We start from the raw sequence: 22,083 nt of genomic DNA, 5'->3' as shown, positions 1-22,083 counted from the left end.
TGTTCAGACCTTACTCGGCCGCTTCGGCATAGTCTTCCAGCGGCGGGCAGGTGCAGATCAGGTTGCGGTCGCCGAAGACATTGTCGACACGGTTGACCGGCGACCAGTATTTGTCGACGCGGAAGGCGCCGGGCGGGAAGCAGGCCTGTTCGCGCGAATAGGGGCGATCCCATTCGCCGACCAGGTCTTCGACCGTGTGCGGGGCGTTCTTCAGCGGGTTGTTGGCCTTGTCGGAACGGCCTTCCTCGATGTCGCGAGCTTCCTGGCGGATCGCCAGCATGGCTTCGCAGAAACGGTCGAGTTCGGCCTTGGTTTCCGATTCCGTCGGCTCGATCATCAGCGTGCCGGCAACCGGCCAGCTCATGGTCGGGGCGTGGAAGCCGCAGTCGATCAGGCGCTTGGCGACGTCGTCCACCGTCACGCCGCAGCTGTCGACCAGCGGGCGGGTGTCGATGATGCACTCATGCGCCACGCGGCCGGCTTCGGACTTGTAGAGCACGTCATAGGCGCCCTTCAGCCGGGCTGCGATGTAGTTGGCGTTGAGGATCGCCACCTTGGTTGCCTGCGTCAGGCCTTCGCCGCCCATCATCAGGCAGTAGCTCCAGGAGATCGGCAGGATCGATGCCGAGCCGAAAGCTGCCGCGGAGACCGCACCCGGGCGGCCGTCGCTTTCCGGGTGACCGGGAAGGAAGGGTGCCAGATGCGCCTTGACGCCGATCGGGCCCATGCCGGGGCCGCCGCCGCCATGCGGAATGCAGAAAGTCTTGTGCAGGTTGAGGTGCGAGACGTCGGAGCCGATGTCACCAGGGCGGGACAGGCCGACCATGGCGTTCATGTTGGCGCCGTCGAGATAGACCTGGCCGCCGTGCTTGTGCACGAGGTCGCAGATTTCCTTCACCGTCTCCTCGAACACGCCATGCGTCGAGGGATAGGTGATCATGCAGCATGAGAGGTTCTCCGAATACTGCTCGGCCTTGGCGCGGAAATCGTCGAGGTCGATATCGCCGTTTTCGCGAACCTTGACGACCACGACCTTCATGCCGACCATCTGGGCCGAGGCCGGGTTGGTGCCATGCGCCGAAGTCGGGATCAGGCAGACGTCGCGGTGACCATTGCCATTGGCGATATGGTAGTTGCGGATCGTCAGCAGGCCCGCATATTCGCCCTGCGCGCCGGAGTTTGGCTGCATCGAGAAGGCGTCATAGCCGGTGACGGCGCAGAGCTTCTCGATCAGGTCGTCGATCATTTCGCGATAGCCGAGCGCCTGGTCCGCCGGGACATACGGATGGATATCCGAGAATTCCGGCCAGGTGATCGGCAGCATTTCCGCCGTGGCGTTCAGCTTCATCGTGCAGGAGCCGAGCGGGATCATCGAGCGGTCGAGCGCCAGATCGCGGTCCGAAAGACGGCGGATATAGCGGGTCATCTCGCTTTCGGCGCGGTTCATGTGGAAGATCGGATGCGTCAGGTATTCGCTGGTACGGGCGAGACCCTTCGGCAGGCGATAGCTTGGCTCGAATTCGGCGACGGCGAAGTTGCCGCCGAACGCGCGCCAGACGGCTTCCAGCGTTGCCGGGCGAGTGCGCTCGTCAAGGCTCATGCCGATCTTGGTGGCGCCGACCTTGCGCAGGTTCACGCCCTCGGCAACAGCTGAGCGCAGGATGACACCCTGCATGTGGCCGACATCGACGGTGATCGTGTCGAAGAAGGTTTCGGGCTCGATCGTGTAGCCGAGCTTTTCGAGACCCTTTGCCATCAGCACGGCCTTCTGGTGGACCTGCTGGGCGATCGCCTTGATGCCCTTGGGGCCATGGAAGACAGCATACATCGAGGCCATGACGGCGAGCAGCACCTGCGCGGTGCAGATGTTCGATGTCGCCTTTTCGCGGCGGATATGCTGTTCGCGGGTCTGTAGCGAAAGGCGGTAGGCGCGATTGCCGCGGGCATCGACGGAAACGCCGACGAGGCGGCCGGGCATCGAACGCTTGTGTGCGTCCTTGACCGACATATAGGCCGCATGCGGACCGCCGTAACCGACGGGAACGCCGAAGCGCTGCGAATTGCCGATGGCAATATCGGCGCCCATTTCGCCCGGAGACTTGAGCAGCGTCAGCGCCAGGATATCGGCGGCGACGATGGCGATGGCGCCGGTCTGGTGCAGGCGGGAAATCAAGCCGGTGAAATCATGGACGTGTCCATGCGTGCCCGGATACTGGAAGATCGCGCCGAAAACATCGACCGGGTCCAGATCGGTGAACGGGTTGCCGACGATAACGCTCCAGCCGAGCGGCTCGGCGCGCGTCTTGATCAGCTCGATCGTCTGCGGATGGCAGGCGGCATCGACGAAGAAAGCCTTGGCCTTCGACTTCGAAACGCGCTCGGCCATCGCCATGCCTTCGGCAGCGGCCGTCGCTTCGTCGAGCAACGATGCGTTGGCGACGTCGAGACCGGTCAGGTCGCAGATCATCGTCTGGTAGTTCAGGAGCGCTTCGAGGCGGCCCTGCGAAATTTCAGGCTGGTAGGGCGTATAGGCCGTGTACCAGGCCGGGTTTTCCAGGATGTTGCGCTGGATGACCGGCGGCGTGATCGTGCCGTAATAGCCCTGGCCGATCAGCGAGGTCAGAACCTTGTTCTTGTTGGCGGTCTCGCGCAGCTTGTCGAGCGCCTCGCGTTCCGTCATCGGCGCGCCCCAGACGAGTGGCGCCTTCTGGCGGATGGAGGGCGGCACGGTCGCATCGATCAGCCCGTCGAGGCTGTTATAGCCGATGACCTTGAGCATATCGGTCATTTCGGCCGGGGACGGTCCGATATGACGGCGGTTTGCGAAGTCATACGGCTGGTAATCAGTAAACTGGAATTCCGTCGGCGTCGTCATTACGCGGTGAGCTCCTTGTAGGCCGCCTCGTCGAGCAGGCCATCGGCATCAGCTGCATTGGCAAGCTTCAGCTTGAAGAACCAGCCGGCACCCTGCGGATCGGAATTGACCAGCGACGGATCGGCAACGATGGCCGGGTTCACTTCGGTGATTTCGCCATCAAGCGGACAATAGACGTCGGAAGCAGCCTTCACGGATTCGACGGTCGCGGCATTGTCATTCTTGCCGAAAGTCGCGCCGACTTCAGGCAGTTCGACGAAAACCAGGTCGCCGAGCTGGTCGACCGCGTAATTGGTGATGCCAACCGTTGCAACGCCGCCTTCGATCTTCAGCCATTCGTGTTCTTCGGTAAATTTCAGCATGGAAAGGTCCTCTCTGGAAAAGGTTCAGCGTTTGTAGGTCGGCGTGATAAAGGGCAGGGCGCTGACGGTGATCGGCAGATATTTGCCGCGCACTTCAGCATAGATTTCGGTTCCGGCAGCCGCATGCGAGACGGGCACGTAGCCCATGGCAACGGGGCCCTCGACGCTCGGGCCGAAGCCACCGGACGTAACTTCGCCGATCTCGGTCTTGCCTTCGGCATCGGCGTAGAGCTTCGCGTGGCCGCGCACCGGCGCCTTGCCTTCGGGCTTCAGGCCGACGCGGCGGCGCGTGGCGCCATTGTCGAGTTCGGAGAGAATGCGTGCAGCACCCGGGAAACCGCCGGCGCGGGCGCCACCGGTCTTGCGGGCCTTCTGCATGCCCCATTCCAAGGCCGCTTCGACAGGCGTCGTCGTCGTGTCGATGTCGTTGCCATAAAGGCAGAGACCGGCCTCGAGGCGGAGCGAGTCACGGGCGCCGAGGCCGATTGCCTCGACATCGGGATGCTCAAGCAACCGCTTGGTGACATCCTCGGCCTTGTCGGCGGGAATGGAGATTTCGAAGCCGTCCTCGCCGGAATAGCCCGAACGGGAGACGAGACAGGAAACGTCGTGCAGGCGGCAGTGGCGCACGTCCATGAATTTCATGGCGGCGACATCGGCCCAGAGTTCGGCGAGCACATCGACGGCGCGCGGTCCCTGCAGCGCAACGAGCGCGCGGTCGAGCACGGTGATGTCGCAGCGGTCGCCGATATGTTTCTGCATATGCGCGACGTCTTCGTCCTTGCAGGCGGCGTTGACGACGACGAACAGGTGGTCGTCGAGATGGGTGATCATCAAATCGTCGAGGATGCCGCCATTGTCGTCGGTGAAGAAGCCATAGCGCTGGCGTCCCTCGGCGAGACCGAGAATGTCCACGGGTACGAGGCTTTCGAGCGCGAGGGCTGCATCCTCATACTTGCCGGTCTTCGCCTTCACGATGACCTGGCCCATATGCGAAACGTCGAAGACGCCGGCAGCCTGGCGGGTCTGCAGATGCTCCTTCATCACGCCGGCCGGATATTGCACCGGCATGTCGTAGCCTGCGAAAGGAACCATGCGGGCGCCGAGCGACAGATGCAGCGCATGAAGCGGGGTTTTCTTGAGGGCAGCAGTATCGTCCAATGACGCCTCCGGTCGTTGCGCGTGGAAGTCCATGCGCGGGCTCAAATGAAGGCGCAGTTACGCCTCGTTATCGAGCCCCCTCTGTCCTTGCGCCTGAGATTGTTATCCCTTCGGCGAGCGTTTCGAGAACGCCTCTCTCCAGAGTTCCGTCTGCCCCTTGTGGTCCTTTTGCCTGAGAGTTTCCGGGGCGGTTGCTCCTTCGGCACTGGTTCTTGCAAACCAGCTTCTCCCAACAAGGTTGCCGCAATTATCGGGCGGAACGGGTGCTTGGCAAGAGGGGAATGTCGCCGCCGAACAAATTTTTGTCGCGCCGCCCCGGCGCGAATTGCATTCTGCGTCAAATCGGCTTTTGCTTTTCGCCAATAAAGTGATTAATCGCGACACCAGCGGTGAGGGGATTGGATGACTGCAAGGAGCCGGAAAGCAGGGATGCTGACGCGCATGATCTGCGCGCTGAGCCTGCTTTTGCTCGGCCTTGGGCACCAGCTGCCGCAACTCGGCGCTGAGCCGCTTTACAACGCTGCCGAATATACACTGCCTGGCGGTTCCTTCGCCTCGCTCTGCGTCACCGTCAAGGATGACGAAGGCAAGCGGATCCCGATGGGGCCGAATTGCGACGTGTGCCGTCTCGCTGCCTCGGTGATCCTGCCCGCGCCGGATGCTGCCGCATGGCTGAAACTCGAATTTGCTTCGTTCGAGAACGGCCTGACGAGCGATATCGCGGCCCTGCCGCTTCGCGCAGTGACGCAGCCGAAATCTCGGGGGCCGCCGGTTCTGGCCTGATCTCCAACCCGAACCGAAATGCAATATGATGCCGGAGCCCGCCAAGACGATGCGGATGACGGCGAGGAGATATCAGATGAAAACCGTTCAAACCCTTGGCCTTGCCGCTGCCCTTTCCTTTGCCGCGACGGCCGCTAGCGCGCATGTGACCTTTCTCGACGCCGAGGCGGCGCAGGAAGCCACCATCCTGGCAACGCTGCAGGTCCCGCATGGCTGTGACGGCAAGCCGACGAATGAAGTGCAGGTGAAGCTGCCGGAAGGCTTTGTCTTCGCCAAGCCGCAGCCGAAGGCCGGCTGGGAGCTCGAGGTCATCAAGGGCGACTACAAGAGGAGCTACGACAATCACGGTACGCCGGTGAAGTCGGGCGCGATCGAGATCCGCTGGAAGGGCGGCAATCTCTCCGATGATTTCTACGACACCTTCGTGATCCAGGGTAAGGTCTCCGGCATCGATGCCGGCACCTCGCTGGCTTTCCCGGTCACGCAGCTCTGCGGCGATACCGTCGAGGCCTGGGATCAGATCGCCGCCGATGGCAGCGATCCGCACAAGCTGAAGAGCCCGGCGCCGGTGCTGAAGGTGGTCGAGGGCAGCGGTCACGGCCATGGCCACGACGACATGGCGGGCATGGACATGAGCGGTATGGCCGGAATGGCGATGGCGGCGCCCGCGGGCGACGAGGCAAAGATCGGCGATCTCGAAATATCCGGCGCCTTTGCCAAGGCGATGCTTCCGGGCCAACCTGTCGGCGGTGGCTTCTTCACGGTCAAGAACAACGGCAAGAGCGATGATACGCTTGTCGCCATCACGTCGCCAAATGCCGGCGAGGTGCAGATGCATGAGATGAAGACCGAGAACAACGTCATGAAGATGCGCGAGCTGAAGGGTGGCATCGCCATTCCTGCGGGCGGGACCGTCAAGCTTGAGCCCGGCGCCCTGCATCTGATGTTCCAGAAAGTCACGGCGCCCTTCAAGCAGGGTGACACAGTTCCGGTGACGCTGACATTCGAAAAGGCGGGCAAGGTCGATGTGACGCTGAAGGTGCTCTCGGCGCAAGGCAAGTAACACGCCCGTCAAGGCAACCAACAAAAAGGCCCGCGTCACAGACCGCGGGCCTTTCTGCCTTCCGGGGACAGAAGTTAGAAGTCTTCGTAGGATTTAAGCGCGTGCTGCAGGCCTGCCTGCGGCTGCTTGTTGCCCTTGGTCATCAGGTCCAGCGCCACTTCCGTCGACTGGATGATGTTCGGCATTTCTTCATGTTCGTCGGCCGCTTCGACGCCACGCAGCTGGCGCTCGGCAATCCTGCGGGCATCCTTCGCGGCCATGCTTGCCGGAACGCGCGGAGCGATCCGCAACGAGTCGAAGGCGGCAGCCGCAGTGCTTGCCGATATGGTCACGACCTGTGTCATGCTTTCGACGATACCGGTGTGGCGTTGGCTCCCGGCTAAGGAAAATACTCGCATTTTACCGATCTGCCGGAATTACCGGGAAACGATTGGAAATGCTCTTCTGCTGCGCTAAACAGGGCCATGTTCCAGGCTTTTCTCGTTGCCGCCGGTGGCGCTCTCGGCTCTCTGCTGCGTTATTTCGTCGGCCAGTGGTCGCTCAGACTGTGGGGTCCCAACTTTCCGTGGGGCACGCTGATCGTCAACGTTGCCGGATGTTTCGTCATCGGCGTGTTTGCCGAGATGATCGCCCGCCGTTTCAATGCGTCGGTAGAGTTGCGGCTCTTGCTGATCACCGGCTTCCTCGGCGGTTTCACGACGTTCTCAGCCTTTTCTCTGGACGCAATTTCGCTTTTCGAACGCGGCGAAGCCGTGCTTGGCGGCGTCTATATCGCTGCCAGCGTCGGTCTCTCGATGGCCGCCGTTGTCGCCGGTCTTGCGCTGATGCGGGCGCTGATCTGAGATTCGGGTTTCCGTTTTCGACAAAAATGCTCTAAAGCCACCGGCAAAGGCCGCGCCTGGCGCTGGCAACTCTTTCCGAAAGTACTTTCATGGCTGGCATTGAACATATCACCGTCGAACCGGACGAGGCGGGCATGCGGCTCGATCGCTGGTTCAAGATCCATTTTCCGGGCCTGGGCTTCGGCCCTCTCCAGAAGCTCCTGCGCTCCGGCCAGGTGCGTGTCGATGGCGGCCGCGTCAAGACCGATGCGCGGGTGCAGCCCGGCCAGGTGGTGCGCGTTCCGCCGATAGACGTTGACGCCAAGAAGAACACTCCGATCGCCGGGCACGATTTGAAGCATGGTGGCGACTACGAATTGCTGCAGCGCATGGTTCTGCACGAGGACGACAAGGTGATCGTGCTCAACAAGCCGGCTGGCCTTGCTGTGCAGGGCGGATCGGGCGTGACGCGCAATATCGACAAGATGCTCGAGGCCTGGACCAGCCCGAAGGGCGAGAAGCCGCGGCTGGTGCATCGGCTCGACCGCGATACTTCGGGCGTGCTGGTGATTGCCCGCACCCGCGGCGCGGCGCAAAAGCTTACGGCGGCGTTTCGCGAGCGCGACACCAAAAAGACCTACTGGTCGCTGGTGAAGGGCGTGCCGCGCAAGCATGAGGACAAGATCTCGACCTGGCTCGTCAAGGAGCAGACGCCGGACGGTGACCGCATGCGGGTCTGCAAGCACGGCGAGGAGGGGGCGGACCACGCGATCTCCTACTACAAGGTGCGCGAAACGGCAGCGCAGAACCTCGCCTGGCTGGAGATGGAGCCCTATACGGGGCGTACGCACCAGTTGCGTGTGCACGCGCTGCATATCGGCCACCCGATCATCGGCGACCCCAAATATTTCGACGACGACCACAACTGGGATTTCCCCGGCGGCGTGCAGAAGAAGCTGCATCTGCATGCGCGCAAGATCGACGTTCCTCATCCGAACGGCGGCCGTCTGCGGGTCACAGCGCCGCTGCCGCCGCATATGGTGCAGACATGGAACCTGCTCGGCCTCGACCTCGCAGAGGCGGATCGGGAAGACTACGAATGAAGCTCGCCCTGTTCGATTGCGACGGCACGCTTGTCGACAGTGCTGCGCTGATCCATGAAGTTATGGCACGGACTTTCGTGGCCTTCGGCCATCCACGGCCTGCGATCGAAAGCACCAAGTCGATCATCGGCCTGACGCTCGATATCGCCATTGCCCGGATGCAGGGCAAACCGCATGTCGATAACGAGGCGGTGGCGATGACCGCGCATTACAAGAAGATCTACATGGACGTGCGCGGCGAGCCCGGCATGGATGTGCCGCTGTTCGACGGTATCAAGACTGTCATTGCAGCGCTTGCGGCGCGCGACGACATCCTGATCGGTGCCGTGACCGGCAAGTCCCGACGCGGCCTCGTCAGCGTTCTTGAAATCCATGGTTTCGCGCCACACTTCATCGTTTCGCGGACTGCCGACGATTGCCCGTCGAAGCCGCATCCGGCCATGGTGACGGAATGCTGTGACGAAACGGGCATGAACCCTGCCGATGCCGTTGTCATCGGCGATGCGATTTACGATATGCAGATGGCGAAGGCGGCCGGTGCCAAGGCGGTCGGCGTATCCTGGGGATATGCCAGTGTCGATGAGCTGATTGCTGCAGGTGCCGATGCCATCGCCCATCATCCGAACGACGTGCTCGACCATTTATGAGGTGACGCCATGCGCGACCTGTTGAACGACCTTTCCGAAGGCCTCAGCCATCCCGATCCGATCCGCCGTGCGCAGATCCAGATGAAGAAGCCGCTGCCGAAGCGTTTCTACAAGGACGTTTCCGTTGCCGAGCAGGATGCCGGATTTGCGATCCTGCTCGACGGCCGGCCTGTCCGCACGCCTGCCAAGCAGATCCTTGCCGTGCCGACCAAGCCGCTTGCCGATCTGCTCTCTGCCGAATGGCAGGCGCAGGCCGAGGTGATCGATCCGGCGACCATGCCTGTGACGCGGCTGGTGAACACGGCGCTCGACGGCGTGGCGACCGACACACAGGCGGTGTTCGACGATATTGTGCGCTTTTCCTCCAGCGACCTTCTCTGCTACCGCGCCGACCAGCCGGAGCTGCTGGTACAGCGCCAGGCCGAGCGCTGGGATCCGGTGCTCGACTGGGCGGCCGGCGATCTCGGTGCGCGCTTCCTGCTGATCGAGGGCGTGATCCATCATGAGCAGCCGCGTGACGCCATCGCGGCTTTCGGCGTGACGCTTCGCCGCCATGATAGCGCGCTGGCGCTTGCCGCGTTGCATACGATGACGACGCTGACCGGATCGGCAATCCTGGCGCTGGCTTTTGCCGAGCGGCACCTGACGATGGACGAAGCCTGGTCGCTTGCGCATCTCGACGAGGACTGGACGATCGAGCATTGGGGCAGCGACGAGGAAGCCGAAGAGCGCCGTGCCAAGCGCTTCGAGGACTTCAAGGCGTCGGCGGATGTTTTTTTGGCGCTAAGGGCCTGAAACATATTGCTTTGACCGCCATAATGACGAACTCTGCGACTCCTGAGTGGGGATGGGTGCAGGTTTTTTCAATGAAGTGGCTGCGGTTGTGTTTTTGCCAGATAGCGATGATCTGCGCTGCCTTGACCGGTTGCGCCGGCATGGGTTCCAGCGAGCCGCCAGCCCCTGTATATGACGTCAGAAGTGCCGTGGTTCTCGGTGGCCCCGGGATTGCCGAGCCTCTGCTGTCCGGCATCAGCGACCGCGTCAATGCCGCCATCAATGCCACGGTCCGCACCGACGTCTATCCGCGCGTCGTGCTGACGATCCGCATCGTTTCCGTCACCAAGGGGCAGGGGTTCGACAATAACCGCAACGTCGCGAAGATTACCGCCGATGCTGCCTCTGTCGACGACGGGTCGGTGATCGGTGTCTCGGCCTTCGACGTGTCGAGCTTCGCCAACGATCCTGCAATGGCCGATCAGATTCTCGCAGAAGATATTGCCGCGCGGCTTCGCTCGGCATTCAAGCTGACGGCCGGGCGCGGCTGATCAATGCCGCGCTGGCGGCAGGAGGCGTTTTCATGAAGGAAATTCTCGAGGAGCTCGAGCGCCGGCGCGACGAAGCGCGGCTTGGCGGCGGGCAGGCGCGCATCGATGCGCAGCACAAGCGTGGCAAGCTGACGGCCCGCGAGCGAATCGACCTGATCCTCGATGAAGATTCCTTCGAAGAATTCGACATGTTCGTCGAGCACCGTTCCACCGATTTCGGCATGGAGAAGACCCGCTTCGCCGGCGACGGTGTCGTCACCGGCTGGGGCACGGTCAACGGCCGTACCGTCTTCGTCTTCGCCAAGGATTTCACGGTCTTCGGCGGCTCTCTTTCGGAAGCGCATGCCGAGAAGATCATGAAGGTGCAGGACATGGCGCTGAAGAACCGCGCGCCGGTCATCGGTATCTATGATGCAGGCGGGGCGCGCATCCAAGAAGGTGTTGCGGCACTCGGCGGCTATGCGGAAGTGTTCCAGCGCAACGTCCTGGCTTCGGGAGTCATCCCGCAGATATCCGTCATCATGGGGCCTTGCGCCGGCGGCGATGTCTATTCGCCGGCGATGACCGATTTCATCTTCATGGTGCGTGATACGTCCTACATGTTCGTCACCGGGCCTGACGTCGTCAAGACGGTGACCAACGAGACAGTCACAGCCGAAGAGCTCGGCGGCGCCTCCGTGCATACGACGCGATCCTCGATTGCCGACGGCGCCTACGATAACGACGTCGATACGCTGCTGCAGGTGCGCCGCCTGATCGATTTCCTGCCCTTGTCGAACACGTCGCCGGTCCCCGAAATCGAATGTTACCAGCCGGTGATAGAGGCGGACGAGTCGCTCGATACGCTGGTGCCCGCCAATGCCAACAGGCCCTATGACATCAAGGAACTGATCCTGAAGGTCGCCGATGAGGGCGATTTCTTCGAGATACAGGCGAGCTTCGCGAAGAATATCGTCTGCGGCTTCGGGCGCATCGAGGGCTCTACGGTCGGTTTCGTGGCCAACCAGCCGATGGTGCTGGCCGGCGTGCTCGACAGCGACGCGTCGCGCAAGGCGGCGCGCTTCGTGCGCTTCTGCGATTGCTTCAACATTCCGCTGGTGACCTTTGTCGATGTGCCGGGATTCCTGCCGGGGACGGCGCAGGAATATGGCGGGTTGATCAAGCATGGCGCAAAGCTGTTGTTTGCCTATGCCGAAGCGACGGTTCCGAAGCTGACGGTGATCACCCGCAAGGCCTTCGGCGGCGCCTATGACGTGATGGCGTCGAAGCATCTGCGCGGCGACTTGAACTACGCCTGGCCGACGGCGCAGATCGCGGTCATGGGAGCCAAGGGCGCCGTCGAGATCATCTTTCGCAAGGATATCGCCGACCCCGAAAAGATCGCGGCGCATACGAAAATGTACGAGGACCGGTTCCTGTCGCCTTTCGTGGCAGCCGAGCGCGGTTACATTGACGAGGTGATCATGCCGCACTCGACGCGCCGCCGTCTGGCGCGCGGATTGAAGATGCTGCGCAACAAGGATCTCTCCAATCCCTGGAAGAAGCATGACAACATTCCGTTATGAGCGAATAAAACTGTCCTTTCAGCTGTTTACGCACTGTCGAAGAAGTGAATAGACGTTGGCATTCCGTGATTTTTCTTGGGAATGGCGACGCGCTAACGCTCTTGCGCCCCTAAAAGGAGAGTCCTTATGTCTGGTATTTTTGATCGCCTGAACGCCTACCAACCCTTCGCGCTGGCTGCGCTCAGAATTTTCACCGCTTTGCTTTTTATCGAGCATGGCACGATGAAGCTTTTCGCTTTTCCCATCCCGCAGGGCGAGGGTGGTTCGCTGCCACCGCTTTTCCTCGTTGCCGCATTGCTTGAGGTTATCGGTGGCCTGCTCGTTCTCGTCGGCTTCCTGACGCGCCCGGTTGCTTTCCTGCTGTCCGGTGAGATGGCGATCGCCTATTTCATGGCGCATTTCCCGCGCGGCTTCTATCCGGCGGTGAACGGCGGCGGCGAAGCCATCCTGTTTTGCTTCATCTTCCTGTTCCTGGTTTTCGCCGGAGCTGGCGCGCTATCGGTGGACAAGCGCAACGCCTAAAGAAGACGCCGCGGGTTTTGGCCCGCGGCGTTTTTATCTCATGCGGTGAGCTTCAGCCCCGCGATGCCTGCGACGATCAGTGCGATGCAGGCGAGGCGCGATGCGGTCGCGGGATCGCCAAGCAGCCAGATACCGAGAAGGACCGTGCCGACGGTGCCGATGCCGGTCCAGATCGCGTAAGCTGTGCCGATCGGTAGCGTTTTCACCGCCAGCCCCAGAAGCACGACGCTGATCACCATCGAGATAACGGTGAAAATCGTCGGCATGGGTTTGGTGAAGCCATCGGTGTATTTCAGGCCGATCGCCCAACCACATTCAAAAAGTCCGGCTAGAAACAGCAGGAACCAGGCCATCTTACTCTCCTTTTCAAGAGCGAGGCCGTCCCCGCGACATTTGCGCCCGAGGGATCGGGCGCCGCAGTCGTCTGCGTTGATTTCTATATGCGCGGAGTAACGGCTGAGTTCAAGGTAGGAATTGGCATAGCTGCCATGCCACCCGTTTCTTGCGGCTTACCCAAGCCGCTCGGCATGCCACTTCAAATGGTCGTCCATGAAGGTCGAGATGAAGTAGTAGGAGTGGTCGTAGCGCTCGTGCATGCGCAATGTCAGGGCGATGTCCGTACCCTTGATGGCCTCTTCGAACAGCCAGGGGCGCAGGCCCTTTTCCAGGAAGCCGTCGGCCTTGCCCTGATCGATCAGGAACTCCGGGAACCGTGCGCCATCGCTTACCAGCGCGCAGGCGTCATACTGGCGCCACTTGGTCTCATCCGTGCCGAGATATTTTCCGAGCGCAGGTGCCGACCAGTCGGCTGTCGAAGGTTCGACGATCGGCGCGAAGGCCGAGCAGCTCTTGAAACGCTCCGGGTTCTTCAGCGCGATCGTCATCGCACCGTGACCGCCCATTGAATGGCCGAAGATGCCCTGACGGCTCATGTCGGCGCGGAACTGTTCGGCGATCAGGGCAGGGAGCTCTTCGGTGATGTAGGTATACATCTGGTAGTGCTCGGCCCAGGGCGATTCCGTTGCGTCGAGATAGAAGCCGGCGCCTTTGCCCATCTGCCAATTTGTCAGCTCGTCGGCGACATCGTTGCCGCGCGGGCTGGTGTCGGGGCAAACGATGATCAAGCCAAGTTCTGCAGCCATGCGCCGGTATTCGCCCTTCTCCATGACGTTTGCATGGGTGCAGGTGAGACCGGAGAGATACCAGAGCACAGGGCAGGGCTCCTTGATCGCCTGCGGCGGCACGAAGACCGCAAAGGTCATGTCGCAGTTGCAGGCTTCTGAAGCGTGGCTGAAGACGCCCTGCATGCCGCCGAAAGCGGTTGCCTGGGAAATGATGTTCATGGCTGATTGTCCGTATTGGAGCTGGCGGCCTTGGCGCGCCGGCAGAGGCGATCGAATGTTTCCAGGAACCGTGAGCGGTCCTTGGGGCTGAAGGCGGCGTTGTAGCCCTTGCTCTCGCCGGTCTCGCGAAGATGGGCGCCGAGGTCGCGCATGGCACTCGCCATACCGATATTGGTGTCGTCGAAGACGCGTCCGGTCGGGCCGCTGACGAGCGCGCCGGTCGCAACGCAGCGCACGGCAAGCGGCACATCGGCGGTGACGACGACGTCACCTTGACCTGCATGCTCGGCGATCCAGTTGTCAGCCGCGTCGAACGCATTGGAAACAATGACGTTCTTCACCATCGGATCGCGCGACGGACGCAGGCCCGAGTTGGCGACGAAGGTGACCTCGATGCCGAGGCGCTCGGCAACCTTCAGGATTTCCGGTTTGACCGGGCAGGCGTCTGCATCGACATAGATCATGAAGTTCAATCTGTTCTTGCTGGAACGCCACGCGTTACCGGGTAGCGTTCTTTCTTTCGGCTCTCATAGTCCGGCGGCTGCCATCGGTTCAAGATGTCAGGCTTCTTTCAGTGTGCCGGCCTTCTTTGCCACCCAGGTGGCAATGACGTCCATCAGCGTCGGATTGAGGCAGTCGTAGGTCTCCAGGCCGATCTCCCTGAACTTGCCCCGCACGCCCGCCATCGCTGAAGGCGGCGTGCCGGTTTCAATGATCGAGGAGACGAAAGCCGCAAAGCCCGGTTCAGGCCAACCGCTTTCCTGGAAGCGTTCGGGATGGACGAAATCCAGCCCCTTGAACGCGTGATCGCGCTCCACTGGTCCGTACATGTGAACGCCGCACTGCTTGCAGGCATGGCGCTGGATCAGCGCTTCGGGATCGACGACGTGAAGCTTGTCGCCATTCTCTAGCACCGAGACATTCTCATGCGCCGCCACTGCCACGATCGAGAATGCGGCGCCCTTGGGCTTCCAGCACTTGCTGCAGCCACAGGCGTGGTTGTGCAGTACCGTGCCCTTGACCGCCACCTTCACGGGCTTGTCCGTACAGGCGCAGACAAGCGTTCCGCCGTTGAAATTCGCCTGACCCTTCTTCACCCCGCCATCGAGCAGCGGGTGTATCGATACCTGGTTTGCCATGTTCAGCTTCTCCTCCTCAGCTGCCCACGGCTCCCAAATCAGGATCGATTTGCGACAAAGCCGCAGGCGATTTCAACGTCGAACCGCATTCCGCATCACTCTCCTCAGTAGACCACGACGCCCCGGATGCTTTCGCCCTTGTGCATCAGCTCGAAGCCCTTGTTGATGTCTTCGAGCGGCATCGTATGGGTGATCATCGGATCGATCTGAATCTTGCCCTGCATGTACCAATCGACGATCTTCGGCACGTCGGTGCGGCCGCGCGCGCCGCCAAAGGCCGTGCCCATCCAGTTGCGGCCGGTGACCAGTTGGAACGGTCGCGTCGAGATTTCCTGGCCGGCGCCGGCAACGCCGATGATAACAGACTTGCCCCAGCCGCGATGCGATGATTCGAGGGCCTGACGCATGACCTTGGTGTTGCCGGTGCAATCGAACGTGTAATCGGCGCCGCCGATCAGGTCGCCGTTGCGCTTCGTCAGGTTGACGAGATAGGGCACGATGTCGTCGCCGACTTCCTTCGGATTTACGAAATGCGTCATGCCGAACTTCTCGCCCCATTCCTTTCGGTCGGGGTTGATATCGACGCCGATGATCATATCGGCGCCGGCAAGGCGCAGGCCCTGCAGCACGTTCAGGCCGATGCCGCCGAGACCGAAGACGATCGCCGTCGAGCCGATCTCGACCTTGGCGGTGTTTATGACAGCGCCGATGCCTGTGGTGACGCCGCAGCCGATGTAGCAGATCTTGTCGAAGGGGGCGTCCGGATTGACCTTGGCGAGCGCGATCTCCGGCAGAACGGTGAAGTTCGAGAAGGTCGAGCAGCCCATGTAGTGGTGGATCTTGTCCTTGCCGATCGAGAAGCGCGAGGTGCCGTCGGGCATCAGGCCCTGGCCCTGCGTCGCGCGGATCGACGTGCAGAGGTTGGTCTTGCGCGACAGGCAGGAATAGCACTCGCGGCATTCCGGCGTGTAGAGCGGAATGACGTGGTCGCCCTTCTTCACCGAGGTGACGCCGGGGCCGACATCGACGACGATGCCCGCACCCTCATGACCGAGAATTGCGGGGAAGAGGCCTTCCGGATCGGCGCCCGACAGGGTGAAATCATCGGTATGGCAGATGCCAGTCGCCTTCACCTCGACCAGCACCTCTCCGGCGCGTGGTCCTTCAAGCTGAACTGTCATGACCTCAAGCGGCTTGCCGGCCTGAACGGCGACTGCGGCGCGAACGTCCATCGTCTGATCTCCCTCATATGATTTGATGGCGGACATTGGCACGCCGGGTGAGGGAGGCTCAAGCAAAAAGCTTGATCAAAAGACACTTTGTCCGGGATGCGGCAGCGAGTTTGCCGCAAACGTCAGAGGAGGTTTTCGCTCGCGAAAATAATGGCATAGCCGTGCATGGCGATTGCCGCATAGAGCCCGAATGCCACAAGCATCCGCTCGCCGTCATTCATCTCATCAAGCTTCTGGCGCGGCTTGACGGATCCCGAGCCGATCATGCTCAGCAGGATGAAGACAACAAGGCCGGCGATCAGCAGATTGTTCGACAGTCCGATCTCCCAGCCGATCGCCAGAATGCAGCCTGTGACCGCGAAACTTGCCACCATCAGCGAATGACGGGTGCGGAAGATCTGCCGCAGAACCTGTCCGCCGTCGAAGCGATGCATGGGCAGGAGGTTCAGCAGATTGAAGGCGCCGAGAATCAGCAGGAAGACAAGCAGCGGCCGTCCGAAACTGGCAGGCAGAAGGCCATGACCGATCCCCTGGTATGCGGTGATGACGATCTGCACGAGGAAAGCCGACATGCCGGCGCCCATCAGCGCGCAGGCTGCGACCTCGAAGAGATTCTTGTACGGCCGCCCGCCAATGGCGATACCGCCGAGCAGGGGGACGAAGATCATCCGCACTGACTTGTGTCCAAAGGCGCGATAGGCAGCCATATGGCCAAGCTCATGGAGCACGATGACCAGCGTGAGAAAGGTGGAGATCATCAGGCCGCTGACGCTGAGCCCGAAGAACGGCCAGAGCAGAAGCGTCGAGAGGATCGCCAGGCCTGTCTGCACCAACGGACCTTCGAAGTAACCCTGCGGCTTCGAAATGCCGGTTTCCAGCCAGCCCTGCAGCGACCTTACCTCCCGCTGCAGAACGAAATAGCGGAAGAGCAGGAAAGCGAGACCGCGATAGTGATCGGTCTGACTGATCTCTAGTGTGGACCCTTGGGGCGTTGCCCTGATGATGCGGCTCTCGGTGTAATGCGTCCAGAACTGCGGATCGAGCGTGCTGTCGTCGGCAATCCGGGAGCGGAAGGCATGAACGCCGCCAGCCGGGAGCGGGTCGAGCGCCAGGACGCGGCGCAGCGGCTCTCCATTCCGGTCGAGATGATTGTAAACCTGCTCGACGAACCCAGGACGATGTGCGATCGGCCGGCTGCTGATGACGGCGTGATGCCAATCAGCGGCTTCGCCAGCGGGATTGATCGCCTTCCAGAGCGTCTCCGGCGGACAGTGGAAGGTTCTGACGACGCTGATCGTGCGCTGCCCGAGTGGCATACGCATCAACAGCCAGAGTAGGCCAAGATTGATCGATAGCAGCAAGCCTGCCGATTGAAGGGCCGTCATTCGCAACTCCGGCCCCAGCCACAGGACGAAAACGGCTCATCATAGAGCGGGCGTCTTAACAAAAAGCCTTGGCCTTCAGGCCGTCAGAGGCTGCGGCTGTTTCGGAATGGGTCAGGCGAATTCCATGATGACGGCATCGACGGCCAGGCTTTCACCCGGCTTTGCCTTGACCTTGCCGACGACAAGGTCGCGCTCGGCGCGCAGGACGTTTTCCATCTTCATGGCTTCGACCACCGCCAACGTTTCGCCGGCCTTGACTTCCTGGCCTTCGGACACCGAGATCGACACGACGAGGCCGGGCATCGGGCAGAGCAGGAGTTTCGACGTATCGGGCGGCAGCTTCACCGGCATCAGCCTGTCGAGTTCCGCGTGGCGCGGCGTAAACGTCTTCGTCCGGACAGAAAGCCCCTGCCAGTCGATCCGCAGGCCATTCAGGATGGGGCGGATCTGGGCGATGACTTTGACGCCGCCGATCGTTCCGGACCAGACGGGCTCGCCCGGTCTCCAAGTGGTGATAACCTGGATTTCGCTGCCACCTGCGTTCATCTCCATGTCGAAGGGGATGGTGACGTGGCCGTCAGTCAGCGACAGGCCAACATAGTCCTTGCCGATCCTGACCACCCAGTCGCTGCGCAGATCGCTGCTGGCCGCACGCAGGCGGTCGGCGTGGCGCTCGCGGCGGCTCGTTTCGATCAGCGATGCCGAGAGCGCGATGGCTGCGAGAGCGGTCTGCTGCCAGCCGTCAGGTTCGGACGGGGCAAAGCCATCGGGATATTCCTCGGCAATGAAGCCGGTCGACAGGCGGCCCTCGCGCCAGCGTGGATGTTTCATCAGTGCCGAAAGAAACGGGACGTTATGTTCGATCCCGTCAACGACGAAGGCGTCGAGCGCTTCGGCCATGGCATCGATGGCCGCCAGCCGGTCCGGCGCCCAGGTGCAGAGCTTGGCGATCATCGGGTCGTAATACATGGAAATCTCGGCGCCCTCATAAACGCCGGTGTCGTTGCGGACGATCACGTCGCCCTGCTTGCCTTCTTCAGGCGGGCGGTAGCGCGTCAGGCGGCCGATCGAGGGCAGGAAGTTGCGATAGGGGTCTTCGGCATAGAGACGGCTTTCGATCGCCCAGCCGTTGAGCTTGATGTCCTTCTGCGCGAAGGGCAGCTTTTCACCGGCAGCGACGCGGATCATCTGTTCGACGAGATCGACGCCGGTGACGAGTTCGGTCACCGGATGCTCGACCTGCAGCCGGGTGTTCATTTCCAGGAAATAAAAGTTGCGGTCGCGATCGACGATGAATTCGACGGTTCCTGCACTCTGGTAATCGACGGCCTTGGCAAGCGCGACAGACTGCTCGCCCATCGCCTTGCGGGTCTTTTCATCGAGGAACGGCGAGGGCGCCTCTTCGGCGACTTTCTGATTGCGGCGCTGGATCGAGCACTCGCGCTCGCCGAGATAGACGGTGTTGCCGTGCCCGTCGGCGAGTACCTGAATCTCGATGTGGCGGGGATCGACGACGTATTTCTCGATGAAGACGCGGTCATCGCCGAACGAACTCTTTGCTTCAGAGCGTGCCCGGTCGAAACCGTCGCGGACTTCGCTCTCGCTCCAGGCGATACGCATGCCCTTGCCGCCGCCACCGGCAGAGGCCTTGATCATGACCGGGTAGCCGATCTCGCCGGCGATCTTTTCGGCATGGACGGCATCTTCGATGACGCCGAGATAGCCGGGGACCGTGGATACCTTCGCGGCGTTGGCGAATTTCTTTGATTCGATCTTGTCGCCCATGGCGAGGATCGCTTTGGGCTTCGGTCCGATGAAGACGATGCCTTCCTTCTCCAGCGCTTCGCAGAAGGAGGCGCGTTCGGAGAGGAAGCCGTAGCCGGGGTGTACGGCTTCGGCGCCCGTTTCCTTGCAGGCAGCGATGATCTTCTCGGCCACCAGATAGCTTTCCGAGGCCGGTGCAGGGCCGATATGGATGGCTTCGTCCGCCATTTCGACATGAAGCGCGTCCCGATCCGCATCGGAATAGACTGCGACCGTCAGGATACCCATGCGCCGCGCAGTCTTGATCACGCGGCAAGCGATCTCGCCGCGATTCGCGATCAGGATTTTCTTGAACATGCAGACTCCACCCGAAAAATGCGTCCTGAAGTTCTACGCAGAAACTTCAGAACGCACAATCGTGCGAAAGCCTTGCAGATATTCAGCTTTATGGCGTGGGGTCAGGCGACCGCCTGCTCGTCATCGACAATCCGTAGCCAGCGGCTGGCGCGCGGCTGGTGATAGTCGCGAAGTTCGAGCGCCCGCATGATTTCCACCCAGCGGGGGTGGTTCGAGGCGGGCAGGGTCTCCGTCTCGATCCGCCTGAGAACGCCATGGGTCACCGGCGAAACCGGAATGACGCCGCCTTCGCTGACATTGCGCAGCACGCGCATGACGAAGTCGATATCCTGGCGGGTGATGCCCTTGCGATCGACGGCGCGCGAAAGCTTGTAGCCGCCGACATTGTCGGTGATCGCAAGGCGCAGCTGATCGAGGGCGAAGGCGCGCAGCTCGTCCGGCACGTGGGAGGAGATCTCCATGATGTGCAGCACCAACTCTAGCTCGAGCGCGGAATTGACGACGCCGTCAGTCGCAAACATGCGCATGATCCAGGCAACGTTGATCGCGTCGAGCGAGCCCTGCGGATAGGTGTAATTGACGATGAAGCCTGCCAGGTTCTCGACGAAGAACGCGTTCCATTCCTGGCATTTTTCGGGGCAGGAATTGTTGAGGGCAAGCATGACGACGACGTCGTCGGATGTCCGGACGCCGTCCGGAAAGCTGTGCTTGCGCAAAAGGCCGATATCGTCGGCGGCAAGCCGATGCTTTCCGGCGATGACACATGCCGGGAAAGCGAGTCGAAATTCGCTCATTTTTTGTCTCCAGAACCTCATCATGAGGCCGGAGACGGTTCTAGCGCGGGCGAATTGAAGATCCCTGAACAACGACAGTTAACGAAATGCCGCGCCGTTCAGACGGAATTGACAGACTTCGACTGCGCCCGCTCGCGCCAGATGATGAAAAGCCCCGAGGCCACAATGATGGCGATGCCGATCCACTTGGAAAGTGTGGGAAAATCATTGAACAGCGCGTAGCCGAGAACCGTTGCCGAGATGATCTCGAAGTACTGAAATGGAGCAAGCAGCGAGAGCGGCGCCAGGCGAAAGGCGCGCACGATCAGCATATGGGCGTAACCGGAGATCGTTCCGAGAAGCAGAAGCAGGACCAGACCGAGGACGGACGAGGGCAGCGAGATCTCGAAATCCGGAAGGCCTGCGGCTGCGCCGCCCGCAAGGGCCACGGACATGAACAGCGTGCCGCCGATGCCGGCCATGGTCTGCATCGTCAGCGGCGAATCGGCATCGCCGATCGCCCGGTTCAGGAACAGGTACAGCGAATAAAGAAAGGCGCAGAAAACCGGCAGCAGCGCCTTCAGGCCGAAGATCTCGTAGCTCGGCTGGATCACGATCATCGCGCCGCCGAAGCCGACGACGATGGCCGTCCAGCGCCGCCAGCCGACCTTGTCGCCCAGGAACATCGCCGACATCGCTGTCAGCATGAACGGCTCGACGAAATAGATGGCGAAGACATCGGCGAGCGGCATGTATTTGACGGCGACGAAGAACAGCAGGCTGGCTGCGCCATGCAGCGCGCCGCGCAACAGGTTCATCCACGGACGCTTCGCCGACAATGCCTTCCAGCGGAAGATATAGAGCAGCAGCGGCAGCGTGCAGACCAGCTGGAAGAAGAAGCGGTAGAACGTGACCTGGCCCGGCGACATCGATTCGAACGTCGCCATATATTTGGCGATCGCATCCATGGCCGGCAGGACGATCATGGCGCTGGCCATGATGGCCATGCCTTGGAGCGGGTTTTGGTATGATTGTGGCTGAGACATGCTGCGCTTTCGGAAACACAGCCATCAACCACAGGAACCGCGCCGGATCAATATGACCTAGGCGTCCGAGATGGTTTCTCCGAAAACCGATTCGAACGACTGACGCAGACGGATGTCGACATCTGACATCATCACCGGCAGGCCGAGATCGACAAGGCTTGTGACGCCATAGGCGGAGATCCCGCAGGGGACGATGCCGGTAAAATGATCGAGATCGGGCTCGACGTTGAGCGACAGCCCGTGAAAGGTCACCCAGCGGCGCAGGCGGATGCCGAGGGCGGCGATCTTGTCCTCGCTCATCGTGCCATCCGGCAGCAACGGCTTTTCCGGCCGCCGCACCCAGACGCCAACGCGGTCCTCGCGCCGTTCGCCGCGGACATTCATCGAATCGAGCGTGCGGATGACGACGTCTTCGAGGGCTGCGACAAAGGCGCGGACGTCCTGACGGCGTCGCTTGAGATCGAGCATCACATAGGCAACGCGCTGACCGGGACCGTGATAAGTGTATTCGCCGCCGCGGCCGGTGGCGAAGACCGGGAATCGGTCGGGCTGCACCAGATCCTTGGCATCGGCGCTTGTGCCTGCCGTGTAGAGGGGCGGGTGTTCGACCAGCCAGACGAGCTCATCGCCGCCATCGGCGATCAAGGCCACTTCGCGCTCCATGGTTTCCACAGCAAGCTCATAGGGCACCAGCTCATCGGCGATGCGCCAGCGCACGGGTTTGTTGCCGGCCTGTGGAAACATGGAGAGTTGAAGATCGGTACGCAGCATAGACTTTTCCCTTGCCGCAAAGGCTCAGCGGCATGCTGCTATATGG

At 61.5% G+C, this 22,083-nt stretch carries 23 protein-coding genes and 1 riboswitch; of the genes, 9 read left to right on the top strand and 14 right to left on the bottom strand.

Annotation, left to right across the window (positions count from 1 at the left end):
• Positions 1-10: 10 nt before the first annotated feature.
• From gcvP to gcvT, 3 genes are read right to left on the bottom strand one after another with little or no spacing between them, the layout of a single operon-like run.
• Positions 11-2,875, bottom strand: a complete 2,865-nt coding sequence (gene gcvP / locus J2X43_RS26975; RefSeq protein ID WP_112516190.1) for an aminomethyl-transferring glycine dehydrogenase — start codon at positions 2,873-2,875, stop codon at positions 11-13.
• On the bottom strand, positions 2,875-3,237 hold the full coding sequence (gene gcvH / locus J2X43_RS26970) for a glycine cleavage system protein GcvH (protein WP_065693824.1): 363 nt from the start codon (positions 3,235-3,237) through the stop codon (positions 2,875-2,877). Before gcvH ends, gcvP begins: the two co-directional genes overlap by 1 nt.
• Positions 3,238-3,261: 24 nt before the next feature.
• Complete coding sequence (gene gcvT, locus J2X43_RS26965; RefSeq protein ID WP_310299920.1) at positions 3,262-4,398, bottom strand: glycine cleavage system aminomethyltransferase GcvT; 1,137 nt, start codon at positions 4,396-4,398, stop codon at positions 3,262-3,264.
• A gap of 150 nt (positions 4,399-4,548) precedes the next feature.
• A riboswitch (glycine riboswitch) is annotated at positions 4,549-4,641 on the bottom strand.
• Positions 4,642-4,827: 186 nt separating this feature from the next.
• On the opposite strand from gcvT, the gene J2X43_RS26960 reads away from it, so the two are divergent.
• On the top strand, positions 4,828-5,181 hold the full coding sequence (locus tag J2X43_RS26960) for a hypothetical protein (protein WP_310299917.1): 354 nt from the start codon (positions 4,828-4,830) through the stop codon (positions 5,179-5,181).
• A gap of 76 nt (positions 5,182-5,257) precedes the next feature.
• Entirely contained in the window at positions 5,258-6,244 is a 987-nt protein-coding gene (locus J2X43_RS26955) for a copper chaperone PCu(A)C (protein WP_310299915.1), read from the top strand.
• Positions 6,245-6,318: 74 nt separating this feature from the next.
• Here the strand turns inward: J2X43_RS26955 and J2X43_RS26950 are convergent, their stop codons facing one another.
• The gene (locus J2X43_RS26950) at positions 6,319-6,588 is read right to left on the bottom strand and encodes a hypothetical protein (RefSeq protein WP_112387301.1); all 270 of its coding nucleotides are present in this window, start codon (positions 6,586-6,588) and stop codon (positions 6,319-6,321) included.
• A gap of 120 nt (positions 6,589-6,708) precedes the next feature.
• Between J2X43_RS26950 and crcB the strand changes: the two genes are divergently transcribed.
• From crcB to J2X43_RS26915, 7 genes are all read left to right on the top strand, one after another.
• Positions 6,709-7,086, top strand: a complete 378-nt coding sequence (gene crcB / locus J2X43_RS26945; RefSeq protein WP_310299912.1) for a fluoride efflux transporter CrcB — start codon at positions 6,709-6,711, stop codon at positions 7,084-7,086.
• 89 nt (positions 7,087-7,175) lie between these two features.
• On the top strand, positions 7,176-8,168 hold the full coding sequence (locus tag J2X43_RS26940) for an RluA family pseudouridine synthase (RefSeq protein ID WP_112539202.1): 993 nt from the start codon (positions 7,176-7,178) through the stop codon (positions 8,166-8,168).
• Positions 8,165-8,815, top strand: coding sequence for an HAD-IA family hydrolase (locus J2X43_RS26935; protein WP_310299909.1), 651 nt, complete (start codon positions 8,165-8,167; stop codon positions 8,813-8,815). The genes J2X43_RS26940 and J2X43_RS26935 overlap by 4 nt, the downstream gene beginning before the upstream one ends.
• A 9-nt stretch (positions 8,816-8,824) precedes the next feature.
• Entirely contained in the window at positions 8,825-9,610 is a 786-nt protein-coding gene (locus J2X43_RS26930) for an ATP12 family chaperone protein (RefSeq protein WP_310299906.1), read from the top strand.
• A gap of 71 nt (positions 9,611-9,681) precedes the next feature.
• A complete protein-coding gene (locus J2X43_RS26925) occupies positions 9,682-10,140 on the top strand; it encodes a hypothetical protein (RefSeq protein ID WP_112516196.1) in 459 nt (152 codons plus the stop codon).
• Between the two features lie 32 nt (positions 10,141-10,172).
• Entirely contained in the window at positions 10,173-11,705 is a 1,533-nt protein-coding gene (locus tag J2X43_RS26920) for an acyl-CoA carboxylase subunit beta (RefSeq protein WP_112516197.1), read from the top strand.
• Positions 11,706-11,831: 126 nt separating this feature from the next.
• Positions 11,832-12,227 carry a DoxX family protein gene (locus tag J2X43_RS26915; protein WP_112387308.1) on the top strand — a complete coding sequence of 132 codons (396 nt, stop codon included), beginning with the start codon at positions 11,832-11,834 and terminating at the stop codon, positions 12,225-12,227.
• A gap of 38 nt (positions 12,228-12,265) precedes the next feature.
• Here the strand turns inward: J2X43_RS26915 and sugE are convergent, their stop codons facing one another.
• The 10 genes from sugE to lipB form a co-directional block, all read right to left on the bottom strand.
• A complete protein-coding gene (gene sugE / locus J2X43_RS26910) occupies positions 12,266-12,580 on the bottom strand; it encodes a quaternary ammonium compound efflux SMR transporter SugE (protein ID WP_112387309.1) in 315 nt (104 codons plus the stop codon).
• Between the two features lie 156 nt (positions 12,581-12,736).
• Positions 12,737-13,570, bottom strand: coding sequence for an S-formylglutathione hydrolase (gene fghA, locus J2X43_RS26905; RefSeq protein WP_310299902.1), 834 nt, complete (start codon positions 13,568-13,570; stop codon positions 12,737-12,739).
• Positions 13,567-14,034: a YaiI/YqxD family protein gene (locus J2X43_RS26900; RefSeq protein WP_310300312.1), complete on the bottom strand. Its 468-nt coding sequence runs from the start codon at positions 14,032-14,034 to the stop codon at positions 13,567-13,569. The genes fghA and J2X43_RS26900 overlap by 4 nt, the downstream gene beginning before the upstream one ends.
• Before the next feature lie 96 nt (positions 14,035-14,130).
• The gene (gene gfa / locus J2X43_RS26895; RefSeq protein ID WP_112387312.1) at positions 14,131-14,709 is read right to left on the bottom strand and encodes an S-(hydroxymethyl)glutathione synthase; all 579 of its coding nucleotides are present in this window, start codon (positions 14,707-14,709) and stop codon (positions 14,131-14,133) included.
• Between the two features lie 104 nt (positions 14,710-14,813).
• On the bottom strand, positions 14,814-15,941 hold the full coding sequence (locus J2X43_RS26890) for an S-(hydroxymethyl)glutathione dehydrogenase/class III alcohol dehydrogenase (protein ID WP_112387313.1): 1,128 nt from the start codon (positions 15,939-15,941) through the stop codon (positions 14,814-14,816).
• A gap of 122 nt (positions 15,942-16,063) precedes the next feature.
• Positions 16,064-17,326 carry a hypothetical protein gene (locus J2X43_RS26885; RefSeq protein ID WP_310299899.1) on the bottom strand — a complete coding sequence of 421 codons (1,263 nt, stop codon included), beginning with the start codon at positions 17,324-17,326 and terminating at the stop codon, positions 16,064-16,066.
• 111 nt (positions 17,327-17,437) lie between these two features.
• Positions 17,438-19,447 (bottom strand): acetyl/propionyl/methylcrotonyl-CoA carboxylase subunit alpha, encoded by a 2,010-nt coding sequence (locus J2X43_RS26880; protein ID WP_310299897.1) that lies wholly within the window; start codon positions 19,445-19,447, stop codon positions 17,438-17,440.
• Positions 19,448-19,548: 101 nt separating this feature from the next.
• Positions 19,549-20,241 carry a hypothetical protein gene (locus J2X43_RS26875; RefSeq protein WP_310299894.1) on the bottom strand — a complete coding sequence of 231 codons (693 nt, stop codon included), beginning with the start codon at positions 20,239-20,241 and terminating at the stop codon, positions 19,549-19,551.
• 98 nt (positions 20,242-20,339) lie between these two features.
• On the bottom strand, positions 20,340-21,266 hold the full coding sequence (locus J2X43_RS26870) for a DMT family transporter (RefSeq protein ID WP_310299891.1): 927 nt from the start codon (positions 21,264-21,266) through the stop codon (positions 20,340-20,342).
• A gap of 57 nt (positions 21,267-21,323) precedes the next feature.
• Positions 21,324-22,037 carry a lipoyl(octanoyl) transferase LipB gene (gene lipB, locus J2X43_RS26865; protein WP_112516204.1) on the bottom strand — a complete coding sequence of 238 codons (714 nt, stop codon included), beginning with the start codon at positions 22,035-22,037 and terminating at the stop codon, positions 21,324-21,326.
• Positions 22,038-22,083 lie beyond the last annotated feature (46 nt).

Origin of the sequence: Rhizobium sp. BE258, assembly GCF_031457345.1 — a bacterium.
Taxonomy (GTDB): Bacteria; Pseudomonadota; Alphaproteobacteria; order Rhizobiales; family Rhizobiaceae; genus Rhizobium.
Note: the sequence above shows the minus strand (reverse complement) of the source record. Positions and strands in the feature narration are given on the sequence as shown.